The sequence below is a fragment of the Massilia cavernae genome (assembly GCF_003590855.1).
Lineage (GTDB): Bacteria > Pseudomonadota > Gammaproteobacteria > Burkholderiales > Burkholderiaceae_D > Telluria_A > Telluria_A cavernae.
Genome location: NZ_QYUP01000035.1, coordinates 1 through 21,419, shown reverse-complemented (window position 1 = coordinate 21,419; position 21,419 = coordinate 1). Strand labels below are relative to the sequence as shown.

Here is a 21,419-nt window from a genome sequence, read left to right as displayed (position 1 = left end):
GTGCGTTCTACGGCCTGGTGCGCCGCTGTTGCGCGCGCCTTGACGGCCTCTTCCTTGAGCAGATTGTAGTGCGAGCAAGCCGCTTCAATAACGGTGCCGTCACCGGCCAACCGAGCGCTGCCAGAACCCGTCGCTTTCAAAATCGACCCGGTCAGCGATTCAAAGAAATCCCGGGTCAGCGACGCTTCATGCTGGACGATGAAGCGTCCGATGTTGGCATGGTCCGGCGCGATGCCGCCGGTCACCCACATGCATCCGAGATCGAGTCGCGCCAGCCGTTCCAATTCGCGCAGGGAATGCACCCCTTGCATCACGCCGTACAGGATCAGGCCGACCATCAGTTGCGGCGCATAGGGAGCGCGGCCAGTTGCAGCGTAGCGCCGCTCAAACGCTTGCCAGTCTTGTGCTCCGAGCAGACGGGCCACGGTAAATGGAGCATGCTGGCCAGAACGCTTCAGATGTTCTTCCAGACGCATCGTCCCCAGGAAAATGGCGTTGGCATCGCCCGTCACGAAACGCCGACCGCTATGGACCGCCGTTTGCAGAGCCGGCGCATCCGAACCTGCCGGCACGCCGCCAAACAAATCGTACTGCGGATCGTCGGGCGAAGGTAATTTGCGGGTGCTGCTCATTGTCGGTTCCTGGCGTTTCATTCTGAGCAATATTTTATCGCGCAGAGGGCTTTTGCGACACCCTCTGAAGGACGAGGGTTCTCGGAGCAAATCTGATGAAATCGACACGGAATGTATGCGCGGTACTGGCGACACTTGCCTGTGTCGCCCCGGCCAGCGCGGGCCGCGATGGCGAAACGCCCGCCGGTGTGGTCGCGGTTCTGAAGGTTGTGGGCCACTACGACAATGCGGTCGGCACCTCGGACGCGGCAAGTGAGGGCACGGTAACGTCCGGCCTGATCCGCAACCGTCCGGCCCTGCGCACCAGCGAACTGCTCGAATTCGTGCCCGGGATGATCGTCACCCAGCACAGCGGTGACGGCAAGGCCAACCAGTACTTCCTGCGCGGCTTCAACCTGGACCATGGCACCGATTTTGCCACCCATGTCGACGGCATGCCGGTCAACATGCGCTCGCACGCGCATGGCCAGGGCTACACCGACCTGGGCTTCCTGATTCCGGAGCTGGTCGAGCGCATCGACTACCGCAAGGGGCCGTACTTCGCGGGGGAAGGCGACTTTTCCTCGGCGGGCGCGGGCGCATCCGCCTGGCCGACACGCTTCCGAACGGGAGCGCCAGTATTTCGCTCGGCAAGGACGGCTACCGGCGCGCGGTGCTGGCCGATTCCATCGCGGCCGGCGCGGGCAGCATCCTGTACGGGCTGGAAGTGCACCGTAACGAAGGCCCCAGGGATTCGCCGGAAGACCTGCGCAAGTACAGCGGCACGCTGCGCTACCGGCGGGGCGGCGCGGACGACGGCTTCTCCGTCACCGCCATGGCCTACCGCAACCGCTGGAACGCGACCGACCAGATTCCGCTGCGCGCGGTGGAATTCGGCCAGATCGGGCGCTTCTCGAACATCGACGCCAGCGACGGCGGCGAGTCGTCGCGCTACAGCCTGTCGTACGCGCTGCGCAAGCGCGATACCGGCCGGCTGTTCGAGTTCGACGCTTATGCGGTCGCGTCCAGGCTCGACCTGTTCAGCAATTTCACCTACTTCCTCGACAACCCCGAGGATGGCGACCAGTTCACCCAGAGCGAACAGCGCCGCATGGCGGGCCTCAATGGCACGTATAGCTGGACGTCGGAAATCAACGGGCTGGCGATGCGCAACAAGATCGGGTTGCAATCGCGCTTCGACCGGCTGGCGCCGGTGGGCCTGCACCTCAGCGTCGCGCGCGAGCGCAGTGGCGCCGTGCGCGAGGACCGCGTGCGGGAGGGCAGCACCGGCGTGTATGCCGAAAACACGATCGCATGGCTGCCCACGTTCCGTACCGTGGCGGGCGTGCGCTACGACGCCTACCGCTTCAAGATCGACAGCAATACCGAGGGCAATTCCGGCAAGGCGTCGGACGGCATCGTGTCGCCCAAGCTGTCGCTGATCTTCGGGCCATGGAACAAGACCGAGGTATTCGCCAACTACGGCAAGGGCTTCCACAGCAACGACGCGCGCGGCACTACCCAGACCAGGGCCATCGACGGCAGCCCTGCCAGCCCGGTCACGCCGCTGGTCGGCACGCGCGGGATGGAACTGGGCGCGCGCACCGAGGTTATCCCCGGCCTGCAAAGTTCACTGGCGCTGTGGCGCCTGAATATCGATTCCGAGCTGCTGTTCATCGGCGACGCCGGCGACACGGAAGCCAGCCGCGCCAGCCGCCGCAGCGGCGTCGAATGGAACAACCACTACATCGCCGCGCCGTGGCTGCTGTTCGACCCCGACCTGGCGGTGTCGCGCGCCCGCTTCACGCAGGACGACCCGGCCGGCAAGCACATCCCGGGATCGCTGGGGAAGGTCGCCTCGTTCGGCGCGACCGTCACCGACCGGGGCCGCTGGTCCGGTTCCGTGCAGGCGCGCTACTTCGGGCCGCGTCCCCTGGTCGAAGACAATTCGGTCAAGTCGTGCGGAACCGCGCTGGCCTATGCGCGGCTGGGCTACAAGCTGTCGAAATCCACCCGCGTGTCGCTCGACGTGTTCAACCTGTTCGACCGCAAGGCCAGCGACGTGGACTATCTTTACAGCTCGCGCCTGCCCGGCGAGCCAGACGAAGGAGTGGACGACATCCATTTCCACCCGGTCGAGCCGCGCAGCTTCCGCCTGACGCTCGCCCACAGTTTCTAGAACGCCCAGCATCGGGACAGCCCCCCGGCCAGCGCCACTATGCAGTCCGGGTAAAATATCCATAAAACAACCCCGACATGCCCCATAGTGATACCAATTTCGATATCGAAAACCTGAAAAAATTGATTGGATTGATCGTTATGGTTTCCCTAAGATGATTGCAGGGCATCAAGAGGTGCCAGCGGCAATCACATAATTAGAAGTACACAGGAGACCTATGAAACGCCATCACCCAGGCCAGACCCAGGCCGCACACGTCCATCCGTTCGCCTTGAAAGTCACGGTTGCTGTCCTGGCCGGCGCCGGTATCCTCAGCAGTGCATCGGTGTGGGCGCAGGATGCGGCCACCATCGATACCAACACCGCGGTCGTCACCGTGTCCGGCGTGCGCAAGGCAGCCCAGAGCGCCCAGACGATCAAGCGCAACTCGGACGAGGTGGTCGACTCCATCGTCGCCGAGGAAGCCGGTAAATTCCCGGACAAGAACGTGGCCGAAATGCTGGGCCGTATCACCGGCGTCCAGGTCCGCCGTGAGTTCGGCGAGGCCAACAGCGTGGTCATCCGCGGCCTGCCCGGCCTGGTCACCCTGCTGAACGGCCGCGAAATGTACACCTCGTCGGGCCGCAGCCTGTACCTGGCCGACATCCCGGCCGCCATGCTGTACCGGGTCGATGCCTACAAGACGCAAGGCGCCGAGATGGTCGAAGGCGGCACCGCCGGCGTCATCGACGTGCGCACCAGCCGCCCGTTCGACGCCAAGGGCTTCACTTCCAACGTGGTGGCACGGGTCGAGAACCGCGACAAGTCCAACAGCACCGACCCGAACGTCAGCGGCATGGTGTCGAACCGCTGGAAAACCCAGTACGGCGAAATCGGCGCGCTGGTCGGCCTGTCCTACCAGAAGGGCAACTACCATGACGAAGTGACCTGGAACTCGCCGCCTGAACCGCGCGGCAACGGCATCACGGGCCCGAACGACCTCGGCCACGTGCTGTACCAGGGCGAGCGCGAACGCAAGGCGGCCAACTTCGCCTTCCAGTGGCGTCCAAGCCAGGATGTCGAGCTGTTCGCCGAAGGCATCTCCACCGAAATCGACCACGCGGCACAGCGCCAGTTCTTCGTCGCCGGCCTCGGCTGGAATCCGAATTCGCAGTTCACCCTGATTCCCGGCACCAACCAGGTGGCGTCGGTCACCTCGACCAATGCCTTCCCGTTCAGCCTGTCGTCGACCCAGGCGCCGCTCGACTACTCAATCGGCAGCCAGGGCGCCATCGGCGCGCGCTGGGATGTCTCGCGCCAGCTGCGCCTGACCACCGAACTGGCCCGTACCGTTAGCAACTTCCGGCAAGAGTTCCCGATCATGGACTTCATTGCCTCGCCACCTACCGTGACCGGCAATACCTATGTCAACGGCGGCGCCCAGTTCTACTACCCGGGCTACGACATGATGAGTGTCAACAACTACCGGGTCGCCACGCTGTTCGACAACCACAGCCACTCTGAAGGCCGCTCGACCGACTGGCGCGCCGACGCCATCTGGAACCCGGCGGAGGAGGGCTTCGTCAAGGAGCTGAGCACCGGCTTCCGCATCGCCAAGCGGGTGGCGTCGTTCGCGCACGAACTGAACGGCTTCATGCCGGCTCCTGGCAATATTCCGCTTAGCAGCGTGCCGCAACTGGCATGTACCTCGATGCCGATGGCCGGCGACTACGGCCTGGCGCAATGGCTGACGCCGTGCGCGGGCTATATGCACGACAACCTGACCGCCATCCGCCGCATGTTCAACGGCACCGGCCTCAAGACGGAAGAAGACAAGCTGTCGCGCTTCAATAACGAGGAAGACACCTACGCCATCTACGGCAAGGCCAAATTCGGCTTCGACGTCGGCAGCATTCCGGTCGACGGCACCGCCGGCGTGCGCGTGGTGCATACCAGGGCCTCGCTGAACGGCTTCTCGCTGGCCAACAACGTCATCCTGCCGGTCAACAGCCAGCCATCGTCGACCGACGTGCTGCCGAACGCCACCCTGAAGGCGCTGGTCGCCCCGGACGTGATCGCCCGCCTGACCGCCGGCAAGTCGATGCAGCGTGCGAACTTCGACCAGTTCAACCCCGGCGTGTCGTACAACGTGCCGAGCACCACGGTGATGGCGGTCGGCAACGGCGGCAATCCTGACCTGAAGCCGATCGAAGGCAACAACTTCGACGCCGGCCTGGAATGGTACTTCGCGCCGACCGGCTCGCTGACCGGCACGCTGTTCCGCCACGACTTCAAGAATTACATCCTGACCAGCTCGACCAAGGAAACCTACAACGGCATCGTGTACGACGTGAACCGTCCGCGCAACATGTCGAAAGGTACCCTGCAGGGCGCGGAACTGGCCTACCAGCAGTTCTACGACGGCCTGCCTGGCTTCCTGAACGGCCTCGGCCTGCAAGCGAACGTCACGTACATGAAGGGCGACCTGACCGACGTCAACGGCGACCTCAAGCCCTTCGTCGGCATGTCGAAACTGTCGTACAACGTGGTCGGCCTGTACGAGCGCGGTGGCTGGTCGGGACGCCTGGCCTACAGCTGGCGCGACAAGTTCGTCGAGACCTTCAACTACCGCGGCCTGGGCTTCGACCTGATCGTCGCCCCGATCAAGACCCTGGACGGTTCGATCTCGTACAAGATCAACGACAACATGAGCGTGACCCTCGATGCGGAGAATTTGCTGGACCGTACGTATCACGATTACCATGGTGTGCCGAGCAACCCGCGCGACATCCGCCGCTACGACCGGGTGATCGGCCTGTCGCTGCGCTGGAAAATCTAAAGTGCCGGATTCGGTGAAGTGATCGACAGGGGCGTTGCAAGGGAAACCGGGCAACGCCTCGCTGTTCTTGTACTGGAATAGAAATGAATACGCAAAAACTGTCCACCCTCGAAAAAGTGGGTTTCGGCGCGGGAGACATGGCGCTGAACGTGGTGATCTCGTCGATGATGCTCATCATCACCTTCTTCTACACCGACATCTACGGCCTGCGCACCCAGGACCTGGCGCTGCTGTTTGTGATCGTCAAGATCGTCGGCGCGCTGGCCGACCTGGTGATGGGCCAGCTGACCGACCGCTACACCTCGCGCATGGGCCGCTACCGCCCCTGGCTGCTGGCGCTGGCCATCCCCTACGGGATCAGCGTGTTCTTCACCTTCACCACGCCCGACTGGGCCTACAGCGCCAAGCTGGTGTGGGCCTACTCCACCTACATCATGGTCACCATCATGACGGCGGGCGTCGGCATTCCCTACATCTCGCTGATCAGCGGCCTGACCAGCGACCCGAAGGAAAGGCTGTCGGCCAACGGCTACCGCCTGTTCTTCGCCAAGATCGGCGCCTTCATGGTGACCATCATCGTGCCGATGCTGGCGCAGCAGTGGGGCGGCGGCAATGCCGCCACCGGCTACCAGGCGGCGATGGCCGTGATGGCGGTGATCGGCGTGGCGATGTTCCTGTTCTGCGTGTTCACCACCACCGAGCGCGTGGTGCACGTGGTCGAAAAGCAGTCGCTGCTGGCCCAGGTCAAGGTGCTGCTGCGGAACGACCAGTGGCTGATCCTGTGCGGCGTCTGCGTCACCGGCACCGTCGGCTACGTGGTGCGCGGCTCGGTGGCGATCTACTACGCCAAGTATTACCTGGGCGGCGATACCGCCACCGTGTCGGCCTTCCTGTCGGCCGGCGTGGCGGCGGCCATCCTCTCGATGGTCGCGTCCACCTGGATCACCAAGTTCTACTGCAAGGTCAAGCTGTTCCGCAATTCGCAGATCGTGGTCGCCGTCATCAGCGTGCTGATGTACTACACGGTGCAGCCGGGCGACGTGGCGCTGGCCTTCGTGCTGTACTTCGCGCTGTCCTTCATCGTCGACCTGCATGCGCCGGTGTTCTGGTCGGCGATCGCCGAGACCATCGACTACGGCCAGGTCAAGACCGGCAAGCGGGTATCCGGCTTTGCGTTCGGCGGCATTTCGGTATGCCAGAAGGCCGGCATGGCGGTGGCCGGCGCGCTGGTCGGCATCCTGCTGACCTACTTTAACTACCAGCCGAACCAGGCGCAGACGCCGCTGGCGCTGACTGGCATCGCCCTGATGCTGACCATTATCCCGGGCTTCTTCCATTTCGTGATGGGCATGTTGATGTTCAAGTACCGCATCAGCGACGACTACTACACCGAAGTGAAGGAAGAGATGCGCAACCACGACTACGTAGCACCCTGAACCGCCATGCAGAAACTGACTCCCCTGATCGAGCAGCGCGCCGATCCCTTCATCTACAAGCACACCGACGGCTATTATTACTTCACCGCGTCGGTGCCCGAGTACAACCGCATCGAACTGCGCCGCGCTACCACCATTACCGGGCTGGCGGCGGCCCAGCCGGTCGACGTCTGGCGCAAGCCGGACACCGGTCCGTACAGCGAGCTGCTGTGGGCGCCCGAGATCCATTTCAACGAACGCGCCTGGTACGTGTATTTCGCGGCCGCGCCGAGCCGCGACATCAAGGACAAGCTGTTCCAGCACCGGATGTACGCGGTGAGGAATACCAACGCCAACCCGCTCGAAGGCGAGTGGGAATTCATGGGGCAGGTCGACACCGGCATCGACACCTTCTGCCTGGATGCGACCACCTTCACCCACAAGGGCCAGCTGTACTACCTGTGGGCGCAGAAGGACACCGGCATCGAAGGCAACTCCAACCTGTACATCGCGCCGATGAAGACGCCGTGGCAGCTGGACGGTCCGCCGGTCATGCTGAGCAAGCCGGAATTCGACTGGGAGACCCGCGGCTTCTGGGTCAACGAGGGACCGTCGGTCTTGAAGCGAAACGGGAAGATCTTCATCAGCTACTCGGCCAGCGCCACCGACGAAAACTACGCAATGGGGCTGCTGTGGGCGGATGAAGACGCCAACCTGCTCGACCCGGCGTCGTGGACCAAGATGAAGGAACCGGTGCTGCAGACCTGCTACGAGCACGGCGTCTACGGCCCCGGCCACAACAGTTTCACCTATGGCGAGGATGGCGACACCGTCATGCTGGTCTACCACGCGCGCACCTACACCGAAATTGTCGGCGATCCGCTATGGAACCCGGACCGGCACACTTACGTAAAGCCGCTAAAATGGGACGACCAGGGCATGCCCGTATTCGGGCGCCCGTCGATCGCCTGAGGGGAAACGCGATGCTTGAGATGCTGGTGGACGCCCGCAACGAGTTGGGCGAGGGCGCGCTTTGGTGCGAACGCACCGGGCGCGTGCTGTGGACCGACATTAACCGTTCGGTGCTGTGGGCGTACCATCCAGCCAGCGGCAGCACACAAAGCTGGCCGATGCCCGAGCGGCTAGGCTCGTTCGCGCTGACAACCAGCGACGACCGGCTCCTGCTTGGCCTCGCGTCACGGCTGGCGTTCTTCGATTTTTCAAGCGGCGAGGTCACCACGGTTTGCGAGATCGAGCCGGGGCTGGGCACACGCATGAACGACGGGCGCTGCGACCGCCAGGGCAGGTTCGTGTTCGGCACCTTCAATGAAGCGGTGCCGAAGGAAGCCATCGGCGGTTTTTACCGCCTCAATCATGATTTGAGCCTGGACCGGCTGGACCTGCCCAAGGTGGCGATTGCCAACAGCATCTGCTTCAGCCCCGATGGCACGATCATGTATTACGCCGATTCGCCGGAGAAGGCGATACGGTGCTGCGACTACGACACCGAAACCGGCGCGGTCAGCGCGCCGCGCGTGTTCGCCGTGCTGGAAGGCGAGGGCGAGCCGGATGGGTCCTGCATCGATGCCGAGGGCTACCTGTGGAACGCGCAGTGGGGCGGTTCAAGGGTGGTGCGGTATGCGCCGGATGGGAGCATCGAGCATATCCTGGCCGTGCCGGCCGTGCAGCCGAGCTGCGTGGCGATTGGCGGGCCGGGAATGGATGTGGTGTACGTCACCAGCGCGCGGGTGGGCATGGAGCTGCCCGCGCCGCAGGACGGCGGACTGTTCGCAAAGGCGATGGACGATATCCGAGGATTGCCGGAGAGCCGCTTCAGGCTCTGATTAGAACCTTCGTCGGGCTGAAGAGCTTCGCTCTTCAGCCCGACGTGTTTAATGGTTCTGATACCAATTTCGATATCAATAGCCAAGAAAAAGTGATTGGAAACGTATCTATAGAATCTTTAGTATTCCCCTACACGCTGACCGGTTGACGACAAACCTGGTCGGTAAAGAACAATCAGGAGGAATACATGTCCGAGACAAAAAAGCCGCGCCTGCGCTCGGCGGAGTGGTTTGGTACACAAGATAAAAACGGCTTCATGTACCGCAGCTGGATGAAGAACCAGGGCATCCCCGACCACGAATTCCAGGGCAAGCCGATCATTGGCATCTGCAATACTTGGTCCGAACTCACCCCATGCAACGCCCACTTCCGCCAGTTGGCGGAACACGTCAAGAAGGGCATCCTCGAAGCCGGCGGCTTCCCGGTCGAATTCCCGGTGTTCTCCAACGGCGAATCGAACCTGCGCCCAACCGCCATGCTGACCCGTAACCTGGCCAGCATGGACGTCGAGGAATCCATCCGCGGCAATCCGATGGACGCGGTCGTGCTGCTGGTCGGCTGCGACAAGACCACCCCGGCCCTGCTGATGGGCGCCGCCAGCGTCGACCTGCCGACCATCGTGGTCACCGGCGGCCCGATGTTGAACGGTAAGCTGAACGGCAAGAACATCGGCTCCGGTACCGCCGTCTGGCAGCTGCACGAACAGATGAAGGCCGGCTCGATCACGCTGCACCAGTTCATGTCGGCCGAATCGGGCATGTCGCGCTCTGCCGGCACCTGCAACACGATGGGCACTGCCTCCACCATGGCCTGCATGGCCGAATCGCTTGGCACCTCGCTGCCGCATAACGCCGCGATTCCGGCGGTCGACTCGCGCCGTTACGTGCTGGCCCACATGTCCGGCATCCGCATCGTCGAAATGGTGCACGAAGACCTGCGCCTGTCGAAGATCCTGACCCGCGAAGCATTCGAAAACGCGATCCGCGTGAATGCCGCCATCGGCGGCTCGACCAACGCCGTGATCCACCTGAAAGCCATCGCCGGCCGCATCGGCGTGCCGCTCGAGCTGGAAGACTGGACCGCCGTCGGCAAGGGCACCCCGACCATCGTCGACCTGCTGCCTTCCGGCCGCTTCCTGATGGAGGAGTTCTATTACGCGGGCGGCCTGCCGGGCGTGATCAAGCGCATGGGCGACGGCGGACTGCTGCCGCACAAGGCCGCGCTGACCGTCAACGGCAAGAGCATCTGGCAGAACTGCGAGGAAGCGCCGATCTACGACGATGAAGTGATCCGCCCGCTGGACAATCCGCTGATCGACGACGGCGGCATCTGCATCCTGCGCGGCAACCTGGCGCCGCGCGGCGCGGTGCTGAAACCGTCGGCCGCCTCGCCGCACCTGATGCAGCACCGCGGCAAGGCCGTGGTCTTCGAAGATTTCGAACACTACAAGAGCCGCATCCTCGACCCGGACCTGGACGTCGACGCCAACTCGGTGCTGGTCATGAAGAACTGCGGCCCGAAAGGCTACCCGGGCATGGCCGAAGTAGGGAACATGGGACTGCCGCCGAAGCTGCTGGCACAGGGCGTGACCGACATGGTGCGCATCTCGGATGCGCGCATGAGCGGCACCGCCTACGGCACCGTGGTGCTGCACGTGGCGCCGGAAGCGATGGCCGGCGGCCCATTGGGCGTCGTGCAGGATGGCGACTATGTATCCCTCGACTGCCAGAACGGCCGCCTGAACCTCGACATCAGCGACGAGGAAATGGCGCAGCGCCTGGCGGCGCGCAAGCAGGGACAGGCTCCCGGCCCGACCACCGGTTACCAGAAGCTCTACATCGAGCACGTGCTGCAAGCCGATGAAGGTTGCGATTTCGATTTCCTGGTCGGCAGCCGCGGTTCCGCCGTACCACGCCACTCACACTAAGGGGACAGCAAATGCTTCTCGTACAATTCAAGACCGAAGCCGGCCAGCGCCGCGTCGGCGTGCTGGAACAGGACGCCATCCGCGTCATCGACGGCTATGCCACCACCTATGCGCTGGCGCGCGAAGCCATCGCCGCCAAGGCGCCGCTGGAACTGGTGGCTGCGCGTGCCGTCGGCAGCGAGACCCAGTCCTTCGAAGCCGTCGCGAAGGCGGGCCGCCTGCTGCCGCCGCTGGACCATGAAGATCCGGCCCACTGCTACGTCACCGGCACCGGCCTGACTCACCTGGGCAGCGCCGATACGCGCGACGCGATGCACAAGAAAATTGGCGGCGACGTCGAATCCCTCAGCGACAGCATGAAGATGTTCCGCCTCGGCGTCGAAGGCGGCAAGCCGGCCGAAGGCGCGCGCGGCGTGCAGCCGGAATGGTTTTACAAGGGTGACGGCTCGGTGGTGCGCGCCAGCGGCCAGGACCTGCCGATGCCCGACTTCGCGCTGGACGGCGGCGAAGAACCGGAAATCGCGGGCCTGTACCTGATCGGCGACGACGGCCAGCCTTACCGCCTTGGCTTCGCCATCGGTAACGAGTTCTCGGACCACGTCACCGAACGCCAGAACTACCTGTACCTCGCGCATTCCAAGCTGCGCGACTGCGGCGTGGGACCGGCGCTACTGGTCGGCGAACTGCCGGCGCACATCGAAGGCAGCTCGCGCATCTACGGCAAGGACGGCCAGGTGCGCTGGGCCAAGGACTTCGTCAGCGGTGAGCAGAACATGTCGCACACGATCGCCAACCTCGAATACCACCACTTCAAATACGGCCTGTTCAACCGCCCGGGCGACGTCCACATCCACTTCTTCGGCACCGCGACCCTTAGCTTCGCAGACAGCATCTGCGTCGAAGCCGGCGAAACGTTCGAGATCGAGGCCCCGGCCTTCGGCCCGGCGCTGCGCAACCGCCTGGCACTGGAAGAAACCAAATTTACGAAAGTGAGCGCCTTATGAAGATTACCGGCGAAGCGCTCATCGGCGGCGCAGCCGTGCGCGGCAACGGCGGCTCGTTCAAGGCCTTCGACCCGTCGACGCGCGAGCAGCTCGAACCTGATTTCCACATGGTCGGCGCCGATCAGGTCGACGCCGCGTGCCGCCTGGCGGAAGCCGCCTTCGATACCTTCCGCGCGACCAGCGATGCACAGCGCGCCGACTTCCTCGAGACGATCGCCCAGCAGGTCGTCGAGATCGGCGACGAACTGATCGTACGTGCGATGGCCGAGTCGGGCCTGCCGCGCGCGCGCCTGGAGGGCGAGCGTGGACGTACCGTCAACCAGCTCAAGCTGTTCGCCGAACTGCTGCGCGAAGGCTCGTGGGCCGATATCCGCATCGACAGCGCGCTGCCGGAACGCCAGCCGCTGCCGCGTCCCGACCTGCGCATGCGCATGATCGGCGTGGGGCCGGTTGCGGTTTTCGCGGCCAGTAACTTCCCGCTCGCGTTTTCGGTTGCGGGCGGCGATACCGCATCGGCGCTGGCCGCCGGCTGCCCGGTCGTGCTGAAGGCGCATTCAGCCCATCCGGGCACGTCGGAACTGGTGGCGCGCGCGGTGGTGAAGGCGGTCCGCCTGTGCGGCCTGCCGCCGGGCGTGTTCGCACTGCTGACAGGTACCGGTAACGGCATCGGCCAGGGACTGGTGGCGCACCAGTCGATCAAGGCGGTTGGCTTCACCGGTTCGCGTTCGGGCGGCCAGGCGCTGATGGCGGTTGCCGCCGCGCGCCCGCAGCCGATTCCCGTGTATGCCGAAATGAGCAGCATCAATCCGTTCTTCCTGCTGCCGAACGCGCTCGCTGCGCGCGGCGACCAGATCGCCTCCGGCTTTGCCGGCTCGGTGACCATGGGCGTTGGCCAGTTCTGCACCAATCCCGGCCTCGTATTGGCGCTCAAGGGCCCGGAACTGGACCGCTTCGCCTTCAAGGCGGCTGAAGCGCTGAAAGGCGTCGCAGCCTGCACCATGCTTACCGCAGGTATCGCATCGAGCTACCAGGATGGCGTGCACAAGCTGGCCGGGCATGGCGCGGTCGAAGCGCTGGCGAAAGGCGAACACGCCGAAGGGAAGGGCGCGCCCGCGCTGTTCCGCACCAGCGGCAAGGACTTCCTGGCCGAGCACGCGCTGCACGGCGAGATCTTCGGGCCGGCTTCCCTGATCGTCGCCTGCGACAGTTTCGAGCAAATGCGCGCGATTGCCGAAAGCCTGGAAGGCCAGCTGACCGCGACGCTGCAGATGGACGAAGGCGACCTGGAACAGGCGCGCGCGCTGCTGCCGGTGCTGGAGCGTAAAGTCGGCCGTATCCTGGCCAACGGCTTCCCGACCGGCGTCGAGGTATCGACCGCGATGGTACATGGCGGGCCGTATCCGGCGACCTCGGACGGCCGCAGCAGCTCCGTCGGCACGGCAGCGATCCAGCGCTTCCTGCGTCCGGTGTGCTACCAGAACCTCGCGCAGGCATTGCTGCCGGAGGTGCTGCGGGACGATAATGGCCAAAACACCTGGCGCCGCCGCGACGGCCTCCTGACGCAGCAGTAGCACGAACGCAAAAACAGACGGAGACATTATGAATCAAATGGCCAACTACCCGACCCTCAAGGGCAAGCGGGTATTTGTGACAGGCGGCGGTAGCGGCATCGGTGAATCGATTGTTTCCGCCTTTGCCGCACAAGGCGCGCAGGTGGCCTTCGTGGACATCGTGCGCGAGCCCAGTATCGCGCTGTGCAAGCGCATCGCCGACGCCGGCCATCCGGCCCCGGTATTCCGTCACTGCGACATCACCGACATTCCGGCCCTGCAGGCAGCGATGGCGGAACTGGCGGCCGAGATGGGCGACTTCGACGTCCTTGTCAACAACGCCGCCAATGACCAGCGCCACCAGGCCGAGGACGTGACCCTCGAATACTGGAACGAGCGCATCGCCATCAACCAGCGGCCGATGTTCTTCACCTGCCAGGCTGTCCTGCCGGGCATGAAGCGCAAGGGCGGCGGCTCGATCATCAACGTCAGTTCGATGTCCTGGCACGTCAAGAACGCAGGTTATCCGGTGTATGCCACCACCAAGGCGGCCGTGATCGGCCTTACCCGAGGCCTCGCGCGCGATTTCGGCAAGCACGGCATCCGTGTCAACACGGTCACGCCGGGCTGGGTGATGACCCAGCGCCAGGTCGACCTGTGGCTGGACGAAGCCGGCGAGGCGGAAATCAAGCGCGCCCAGTGCCTGCCGGGGAAGTTGATGTCGGACGATATTTCGGCAATGGTGCTGTTTCTCTCGGCGGACGACAGCAAGATGTGCACCGCGCAGGAATTCATCGTGGACGCCGGCTGGATCTGATACCAGCCTTTTTCTAAACAGTTATCGATTTCCCATCCCGGCCATCACGGCCGGATGGACCGTCGCATCCGCGATATTTGAAGAATAAAGAATCAGGAGGCAGCATGAACATCATCAAGCACAGCATTGCAGCGATCGGACTGGCGGCGGCGACGGCCTTCCCGGCGTTTGCGGCAGGTCCGGTCAATATCACCATCGACGCCGCCCGGCCCGGCCCGGTCATCAACAAGAACGTGTATGGCCAGTTTGCCGAGCACCTCGGCACCGGCATCTACGAAGGCATGTGGGTCGGCCCGCAATCGAAGATCCCGAACACCAAGGGCTGGCGCAACGACGTGCTGGGCGCGCTGAAGAAGCTGCACGTGCCGCTGGTGCGCTGGCCGGGCGGCTGCTTCGCCGACGAGTACCACTGGAAGGACGGCATCGGCCCGCGCAACAAGCGCCCGGTCAAGGTCAATACCAACTGGGGCGGTGTCGAGGAGAGCAATGCGGTCGGCACCCACGAGTTCTTCGACCTGGTCGACCTGCTTGGCGCGGAGGCTTACGTGAACGGCAACCTGGGTTCCGGCACGGTGCAGGAGATGTCGGAGTGGATCGAGTACATGACCTCGGACAGCAAGTCGACGCTGGCCAACCTGCGCCGCAAGAATGGCCGCGACAAGCCGTTCAAGGTACACTACTTCGCGATCGGTAACGAAGCCTGGGGCTGCGGCGGCAACATGACGCCGGAATACTACGCGGACCTGTACAAGAACTACGAAGCCCTGCTGAAAGCGCCGGCCGAGCACCGTCCGAAGCTGATCGCCAGCGGCGGCAACGATCACGACACCAAATGGAGCGACGTCCTGAGCTCGAAGCTCAAGGGCCGCACCGATGCGGTAAGCTTCCACTACTACACCATCCCTACCGGGAAATGGGAAGGCAAGGGCGCGGCGACCGGCTTCGCGGAACCGATGTGGATGTCCACGCTGGCGAACACGCTCAAGATCGACGGCATGATCAGGAATAACGTGGCGGTGCTCGACAAGAACGACCCGGAGAAGAAGATCGGGATGTTCGTCGACGAATGGGGCACCTGGTACGACGTCGAACCGGGCACCAACGCCGGCTTCCTGTTCCAGCAAAACACCCTGCGCGACGCGGTGGTGGCAGCGCTCAACTTCAACATCTTCCACGCCCACGCGGAGCGGGTTCGCATGACCAACGTGGCCCAGATGGTCAACGTGCTGCAGGCGATGATCCTGACCGAGAAGGACAAGATGCTGCTGACGCCGACCTATCACGCGTTCGAGATGTACGTGCCGTTCCAGGACGCGACCTCGCTGCCGCTGGCGATTGCGGACAATGCTTCGTACACCGTGGGCGAGACCTCGATCCCCGGCATCAGCGCATCCGCCGCCAGGGCAAAGGACGGCAAGGTATGGCTCGCGCTGGTCAACACCAATCCCAACCAGCCGGCTGACGTCGCGGTCAACGTGGCGGGAACCAGCGTCACCGGCGCCACCGGCCGCGTGCTGACGGCTGCCGCGATGGACGCGCATAACACCTTCAAGGCCCCGCAGGCGGTCAAGCCGGCGCCGTACAGCGTCCGCGCTGAAGGCGGCAAGCTGACGATGAAGGTGCCGGCCAAGGCAGTCGTGGTCGTGGCGCTGGAAGGCTGACCAGCGGCGGCGCCATTGCGTTATGCTCCGATGGCGCCGCTGCCTCATTAATTTTTCAGGACGAGACCATGCATCCTCTGCTTCGCCCAGTCCTTTTTGCTTTCACGATGGCGTTCGCGCTTGCCGGTAACGCCCAGCAGGTCAGCGTGCATGACCCGGTGATGGCAAAGGAAGGCAAGACCTTCTACCTGTTCAGCACGGGCCCGGGAATTACCTTCTACAGCTCCACCGACATGCGCAACTGGAAGCCGGAGGGCAGGGTGTTCGCGGGCGAACCGGCATGGGCGAAGCAGGCGGCGCCCACTTTCAACGACCATATCTGGGCGCCGGACATCTACCACCATAACGGCAAGTACTACCTGTACTACTCGGTGTCCGGCTTCGGCAAGAACACATCGGGCATCGGCGTGACCACCAACGCCACGCTCGATCCGCGTGCGGCGAACTACAAGTGGGAAGATCAGGGCATGCTGCTGCAGTCGGTGCCGGGGCGCGACGCGTGGAACGCGATCGATCCGAACATCGTCGAAGACGGCAAGGGCGACGCCTGGATGTCCTTCGGCTCCTTCTGGAGCGGGATCAAACTGGTGAAGCTGAACGCAGCACGCACGCGCCTGGCCGAACCGCAGGAGTGGCATTCCATCGCGCGCCGCGAGCGCCCGGCCTTCACGGCCGACGACCAGGCCGGGCCGGCCCAGATCGAAGGCCCGCACATCATGAAGAAGAACGGGTACTACTACCTGTTCGTTTCGTGGGGCATCTGTTGCAAGGGGGCGGCGAATACCTACCACGTGGTAGTGGGACGTTCGCGCGAGGTCACCGGCCCATACCTGGACAAGGACGGCATCGACATGGCCAAGGGCGGCGGCTCGCTCGTCATCAAGGGCAGCAAGGCCTGGAACGGCGTGGGCCACAACAGCGCCTACACCTTCGACGGCAAGGACTACCTCGTGCTGCACGCCTACGAAACGGCCGATAAATACCTGCAGAAGCTGAAAGTGATGGACATGAAGTGGGACGGCGCCGGCTGGCCGGTCGTCGATGCGGCGGACCTCGACCGCTACAACAGCATGCAGCTGCCGCAATGAAGCGCCTCGCCGCCATCTTCCTGCTGGCCGCGTTGGGCGGACAGGCGCTGGCGGCAGAGCGGTTCCCGCTCTCGAGCGTGCGCCTGACCGGCGGCCCTTTCCTGGCCGCGCAGGACACCAACCTGCGCTACCTGATGGCGCTTGAACCTGACAAACTGCTGGCGCCGTTCCGGCGCGAGGCCGGGCTGCCGCAGAAGCTCGAAAGCTACGGCAACTGGGAGTCGAGCGGGCTGGATGGCCACATGGGCGGGCATTACCTGTCCGCGCTGGCGCTGATGTACGCGTCGACTGGCGACAAGGAAGTGCTCGGCCGCCTGGAATACATGATCGCGGAGCTGAAGAAGTGCCAGCAGGCGAACGGCGGCTACCTTGGCGGCATTCCAGGCGGGGCGCAGGCGTGGAAGGATGTCGCCGCCGGCAAGCTCCATGCGGATAACTTTTCCGTCAACGGCAAGTGGGTCCCGTGGTACAACCTGCACAAGACCTACGCGGGCCTGCGCGATGCCTGGCGCTACGCCGGCAGCGAGGACGCGCGCGCGATGTTGCTGGCGGCGTCCGACTGGGCGCTGCAGGTCACCTCGAAGCTGACCGGCGAGCAGATGCAGGCCACGCTGCGCAGCGAGCACGGTGGGATGAACGAGATCTTCGCCGACGTCTACGAGATGACTGGCGATACGAAGTATCTCGAGCTTGCGCTCAAGTTCTCGCACCAGGCCATCCTCGATCCCCTCGCGCAGAAGCAGGACCGGCTCGGCGGTCTGCATGCGAACACCCAGATACCCAAGGTGATCGGTTTCCAGCGCATCGGCGAACTGACGGGCGAGCGCACATACAGCGACGCGGCCAGCTACTTCTGGACCACGGTGCGCGAACGGCGCACCGTGGCAATCGGCGGCAACAGTGTCAAGGAGCACTTCCACGACGAGAAGGACTTTTCGCCGATGGTCAACGAGGTCGAAGGGCCCGAGACCTGCAACACCTACAACATGCTGCGCCTGACCGAGATGCTGTTCATGAAGGACCAGCAGGTGCGCTATGCCGACTATACCGAGCGGGCGCTGTACAACCACATCCTGTCGTCCCAGCACCCGCGCACAGGCGGTTTCGTGTACTTCACGCCGATGCGGCCGAACCATTACCGGGTGTATTCGGAGGTCGACAAGGCGATGTGGTGCTGCGTCGGGTCGGGCATCGAGAGCCAGTCGAAGCACGGCGAGTTCATTTACGCGCACGATGGCGATGAGCTGTATGTGAACCTGTTCGTGCCGTCCACGCTCGACTGGCGTGCGAAAGGCGTGCGGGTCACGCAAGCGACCAGCTTTCCGGACGAGGGCAGCACCCGGCTGAAGGTGGAGTCGAACGCTACGTTCACCATGAAGCTGCGCTATCCAGGCTGGATGGCGAAGGGTGGCATGAAGGTCCGCATCAACGGCAAGCCAGTTCGCATCCAGGGAACGCCGGGAACCTACGTCAGCCTGCGGAGGGCGTGGAAAAGCGGCGACACCGTCGACGTTTCGCTGCCGATGACCACCCGGCTGGAGCAGATGCCCGACAAATCCGATTACTACGCCGTGCTGCACGGCCCCATCGTGCTGGCCGCGAAAACCCAGTTGTTCGCCGATGAAAAGCTGAACGTGATGGCCGACGATTCGCGCATGGGCCACATCGCGCAGGGACAGGTATGCCCGCAGGAGGCGGCGCCGCTATTCGTCAGCGACACGCGCAATTTCGCCAACAAGATCCGCCCGGTGAAGGGGCAGCCGCTGACCTTCGCCGCGTCCGGCCTCGTTCGGGGCAAGGGCGCGGAAACCATCCGGCTGATTCCCTTCTATCGTCTGCATGATTCGCGCTATATGATCTACTGGCCGTATTCGACGCCGGGGAACCTGGCGGGGCGGCTGGCGGAAACCGCGCGCATTGACGCCGAACGCCAGGCGCTGGACGCGCAAACCATCGACCAGGTGGCGCCGGGCGAGCAGCAGCCGGAGTCGGACCATGCCTTCGCGGGCGAGGGCGCGGACGCGGGAGTCGCTCCGGCCGGCCGCTGGCGCCATGCCACCGGCTGGTTCAGCTACACGCTCAATGACCCGCAACGCGAGGCGCGCTCCCTGCGGCTGAGTTTTGCGCGCGGCGACGCTGGGCGCAGCTTCGACCTGCTGGTCAATGGGGAACTGGTCGAGCAGGTCACGCTGGACGCCGGCGCGCCCAGTGAAATCTATACCCGCGATGTGGCGATTCCCGCCGCGGTGCTTGAAAAATCGGGCGGGAAGCTGGCCGTGATGTTCCGTGCGAAGCCCGGATCGATCGCGGGTGGCCTGTACGGCCTGCGCCTGATGCGGTAGGTGATATCGAAATCGATATAGATAACACTAAAAATGTGATTGGATTGGTATTTCGCTTTCTCCTAACATTGATTCATAAGAAAACAGGAGACAGCAATGACATTCACCCGCAGGACTCTGCTGGGCGGCGCATTCCTCGCAGCCGCATCAGCCATCATCCCCGCCCTGGCCGCCAAACCGCTGGTCATCGGCTTCTCGCAGGTCGGCGCCGAGAGCGAATGGCGCACCGCTAATACGCGTTCCGTGAAGGACGCAGCGAAGAAAGAGGGCATCACCCTCAAGTTCGCCGACGCCCAGCAGCGCCAGGAAAACCAGGTCAAGGCGATCCGCTCGTTCATCGCCCAGCGCGTCGACGTGATCGCGTTTTCGCCGGTGGTGGAATCGGGCTGGGAAACCGTGCTGCGCGAAGCGAAGGCCGCCAGGATCCCGGTCGTCCTCACCGACCGCGCGGTCAGCGTCTCCGACCCCACGCTTTACGCCAGCTTCATCGGTTCCGACTTCGTCGAGGAAGGCCGCCGCGCCGCGCGCTGGCTGGTCGAGCGCGCGAAGAAAGCGCCTGGGCGCACCTTCAACATCGTCGAGCTGCAGGGCACCGTCGGCTCGGCGCCCGCCATCGACCGCAAGGCCGGCTTCCAGGAAGTCATCGCATCGCATCCGACACTGAAGATCGTCCGCTCGCAGACCGGCGACTTCACGCGCGCCAAGGGCAAGGAGGTGATGGAAGCCTTCCTGAAAGCGCAGGGCAAGAACATCGACGTGCTGTATGCCCATAACGACGACATGGCCATCGGCGCCATCCAGGCCATCGAGGAAGCGGGCCTCAAGCCGGGCAAGGACATCCTGGTGATTTCCATCGACGGCGTGAAGGGCGCCTTCCAGGCCATGGTCGCCGGCAAGCTGAACGTGACGGTCGAGTGCAGCCCGCTGCTCGGGCCCCAGCTGATGGCGCTGGCGCGCGATGTCGCCGCGGGCAAGCCGGTGGCGAAACGGATCACGGTGCAGGAAGGCGTGTTCCCGGCCGAAGTCGCGGCGCGCGAACTCCCACACCGCAAATACTAGGCGCGGCGGCCATGACTAGCGCAACACATGCCGCAGCCCCGGTGCTGGAGCTGCGCGGCATCTGCAAGCAGTTCCCCGGCGTGAAGGCGCTCAACGAAGCCAGCCTGCGCCTGTTCCCCGGCGAGGTGCACACGCTGATGGGCCAGAACGGCGCGGGCAAGTCCACGCTGATCAAGGTGCTGACCGGCGTCTATGCGCCCGACCGCGGCAGCATCGTGATGGAAGGCCGCGCGATCCGCCCGCAGTCGACCCAGGACGCGCAGTCGCTCGGCATCAGCACGGTGTACCAGGAAGTGAACCTGTGTCCGAACCTGTCGGTTGCCGAAAACATCTTCATCGGCCGCTACCCGCGCCGCTTCGGCATGGTGGACTGGCGCGCGATGCGTGCCCAGGCCACCGCCTTGCTGGAACGGCTGGAAGTGCGCATCGACGTATCGAAGCCGCTGGCGGCCTATCCGCTGGCGATCCAGCAGATGGTCGCCATCTCGCGCGCGCTGAACATCTCGGCGCGCGTGCTGATCCTCGACGAGCCCACGTCCAGCCTGGACGAAGCCGAAGTCCAGCTGCTGTTCCGCGTGCTGTCCAGCCTGCGCGAACAGGGCATGGCGATTCTGTTCGTCACCCATTTCCTCGACCAGACCTACGCCATTTCCGACCGCATCACCGTGATGCGCAACGGCGAACGCGAAGGCGAATATGCGGTGGCCGAACTGTCGCGGCTCGCGCTGGTGAACAAGATGGTCGGCGCGCCCGAGGAAGCGCCCCAGGCCGGCGACGCCTTGCAGGAGGCCAGACCGCAGGGCGAGGTGCTGCTGCAGGCGCGCGGACTTGGACGCAAGGGCGCACTGGCGCCGATGGACCTCGACATCCGCGCAGGCGAAATGCTGGGGCTGTGCGGCCTGCTTGGATCCGGCCGCACAGAACTGGCGCGGCTGCTGTTCGGCGCCGACCGCGCCGACAGCGGCAGCATCCGCATCGGTGAACGCGCCCATCCTTTCTCGACGCCGCGCGATGCCATCGCCGAGGGCATCGGCTTCTGTTCGGAAGACCGCAAGCACGAAGGCGCGATCCTGGAACTGTCGGTGCGCGAGAACGTGATTCTC

General features: G+C 64.2%; 15 protein-coding genes and 1 pseudogene. 15 read left to right on the top strand and 1 reads right to left on the bottom strand.

Annotation, left to right across the window (positions count from 1 at the left end):
- A partial coding sequence (locus D3872_RS25940) for a transposase (protein WP_220476870.1) occupies positions 1-632 on the bottom strand: 632 nt, incomplete at its 3' end.
- A gap of 95 nt (positions 633-727) precedes the next feature.
- Here D3872_RS25940 and D3872_RS26275 point away from each other — a divergent pair.
- The 15 genes and pseudogenes from D3872_RS26275 to D3872_RS03520 form a co-directional block, all read left to right on the top strand.
- Positions 728-1,144: pseudogene (locus D3872_RS26275) on the top strand (TonB-dependent receptor plug domain-containing protein); the annotation flags it as partial.
- 140 nt (positions 1,145-1,284) lie between these two features.
- Positions 1,285-2,790 (top strand): TonB-dependent receptor, encoded by a 1,506-nt coding sequence (locus D3872_RS03585; protein ID WP_229459142.1) that lies wholly within the window; start codon positions 1,285-1,287, stop codon positions 2,788-2,790.
- 217 nt (positions 2,791-3,007) lie between these two features.
- Positions 3,008-5,608 (top strand): TonB-dependent receptor, encoded by a 2,601-nt coding sequence (locus D3872_RS03580; protein WP_119809511.1) that lies wholly within the window; start codon positions 3,008-3,010, stop codon positions 5,606-5,608.
- A gap of 83 nt (positions 5,609-5,691) precedes the next feature.
- Positions 5,692-7,044 (top strand): MFS transporter, encoded by a 1,353-nt coding sequence (locus D3872_RS03575; protein ID WP_119809510.1) that lies wholly within the window; start codon positions 5,692-5,694, stop codon positions 7,042-7,044.
- A gap of 6 nt (positions 7,045-7,050) precedes the next feature.
- Complete coding sequence (locus tag D3872_RS03570; protein WP_119809509.1) at positions 7,051-7,995, top strand: glycoside hydrolase family 43 protein; 945 nt, start codon at positions 7,051-7,053, stop codon at positions 7,993-7,995.
- An 11-nt stretch (positions 7,996-8,006) separates the two neighbouring features.
- Positions 8,007-8,867 (top strand): SMP-30/gluconolactonase/LRE family protein, encoded by an 861-nt coding sequence (locus tag D3872_RS03565; RefSeq protein WP_119809508.1) that lies wholly within the window; start codon positions 8,007-8,009, stop codon positions 8,865-8,867.
- A 188-nt stretch (positions 8,868-9,055) separates the two neighbouring features.
- Complete coding sequence (locus D3872_RS03560) at positions 9,056-10,795, top strand: IlvD/Edd family dehydratase (RefSeq protein ID WP_119809507.1); 1,740 nt, start codon at positions 9,056-9,058, stop codon at positions 10,793-10,795.
- A gap of 11 nt (positions 10,796-10,806) precedes the next feature.
- Entirely contained in the window at positions 10,807-11,799 is a 993-nt protein-coding gene (araD1, locus tag D3872_RS03555) for an AraD1 family protein (protein WP_119809506.1), read from the top strand.
- Positions 11,796-13,370 (top strand): aldehyde dehydrogenase (NADP(+)), encoded by a 1,575-nt coding sequence (locus D3872_RS03550; protein ID WP_119809505.1) that lies wholly within the window; start codon positions 11,796-11,798, stop codon positions 13,368-13,370. The genes araD1 and D3872_RS03550 overlap by 4 nt, the downstream gene beginning before the upstream one ends.
- A gap of 28 nt (positions 13,371-13,398) precedes the next feature.
- Positions 13,399-14,166, top strand: a complete 768-nt coding sequence (locus D3872_RS03545) for an SDR family NAD(P)-dependent oxidoreductase (protein ID WP_119809504.1) — start codon at positions 13,399-13,401, stop codon at positions 14,164-14,166.
- A gap of 104 nt (positions 14,167-14,270) precedes the next feature.
- Positions 14,271-15,827: an alpha-N-arabinofuranosidase gene (locus D3872_RS03540; protein WP_119809503.1), complete on the top strand. Its 1,557-nt coding sequence runs from the start codon at positions 14,271-14,273 to the stop codon at positions 15,825-15,827.
- A 68-nt stretch (positions 15,828-15,895) separates the two neighbouring features.
- Complete coding sequence (locus D3872_RS03535) at positions 15,896-16,915, top strand: arabinan endo-1,5-alpha-L-arabinosidase (protein WP_119809502.1); 1,020 nt, start codon at positions 15,896-15,898, stop codon at positions 16,913-16,915.
- The gene (locus D3872_RS03530; RefSeq protein WP_119809501.1) at positions 16,912-19,257 is read left to right on the top strand and encodes a glycoside hydrolase family 127 protein; all 2,346 of its coding nucleotides are present in this window, start codon (positions 16,912-16,914) and stop codon (positions 19,255-19,257) included. Before D3872_RS03535 ends, D3872_RS03530 begins: the two co-directional genes overlap by 4 nt.
- A gap of 96 nt (positions 19,258-19,353) precedes the next feature.
- A complete protein-coding gene (locus D3872_RS03525) occupies positions 19,354-20,316 on the top strand; it encodes an ABC transporter substrate-binding protein (RefSeq protein ID WP_119809500.1) in 963 nt (320 codons plus the stop codon).
- 11 nt (positions 20,317-20,327) lie between these two features.
- On the top strand, positions 20,328-21,419 hold a 1,092-nt coding region (locus tag D3872_RS03520; RefSeq protein ID WP_147373782.1), incomplete at its 3' end, for a sugar ABC transporter ATP-binding protein.

Excerpts from the sequence above, each read along its gene's own strand:
- D3872_RS03580 (WP_119809511.1), top strand. The coding sequence starts at position 3,008 with ATGAAACGCCATCACCCAGGCCAGACCCAGGCCGCACACGTCCATCCG.
- D3872_RS03575 (WP_119809510.1), top strand. The coding sequence starts at position 5,692 with ATGAATACGCAAAAACTGTCCACCCTCGAAAAAGTGGGTTTCGGCGCG.
- D3872_RS03570 (WP_119809509.1), top strand. The coding sequence starts at position 7,051 with ATGCAGAAACTGACTCCCCTGATCGAGCAGCGCGCCGATCCCTTCATC.
- D3872_RS03565 (WP_119809508.1), top strand. The coding sequence starts at position 8,007 with ATGCTTGAGATGCTGGTGGACGCCCGCAACGAGTTGGGCGAGGGCGCG.
- D3872_RS03560 (WP_119809507.1), top strand. The coding sequence starts at position 9,056 with ATGTCCGAGACAAAAAAGCCGCGCCTGCGCTCGGCGGAGTGGTTTGGT.
- araD1 (WP_119809506.1), top strand. The coding sequence starts at position 10,807 with ATGCTTCTCGTACAATTCAAGACCGAAGCCGGCCAGCGCCGCGTCGGC.
- D3872_RS03550 (WP_119809505.1), top strand. The coding sequence starts at position 11,796 with ATGAAGATTACCGGCGAAGCGCTCATCGGCGGCGCAGCCGTGCGCGGC.
- D3872_RS03545 (WP_119809504.1), top strand. The coding sequence starts at position 13,399 with ATGAATCAAATGGCCAACTACCCGACCCTCAAGGGCAAGCGGGTATTT.
- D3872_RS03540 (WP_119809503.1), top strand. The coding sequence starts at position 14,271 with ATGAACATCATCAAGCACAGCATTGCAGCGATCGGACTGGCGGCGGCG.
- D3872_RS03535 (WP_119809502.1), top strand. The coding sequence starts at position 15,896 with ATGCATCCTCTGCTTCGCCCAGTCCTTTTTGCTTTCACGATGGCGTTC.
- D3872_RS03530 (WP_119809501.1), top strand. The coding sequence starts at position 16,912 with ATGAAGCGCCTCGCCGCCATCTTCCTGCTGGCCGCGTTGGGCGGACAG.
- D3872_RS03525 (WP_119809500.1), top strand. The coding sequence starts at position 19,354 with ATGACATTCACCCGCAGGACTCTGCTGGGCGGCGCATTCCTCGCAGCC.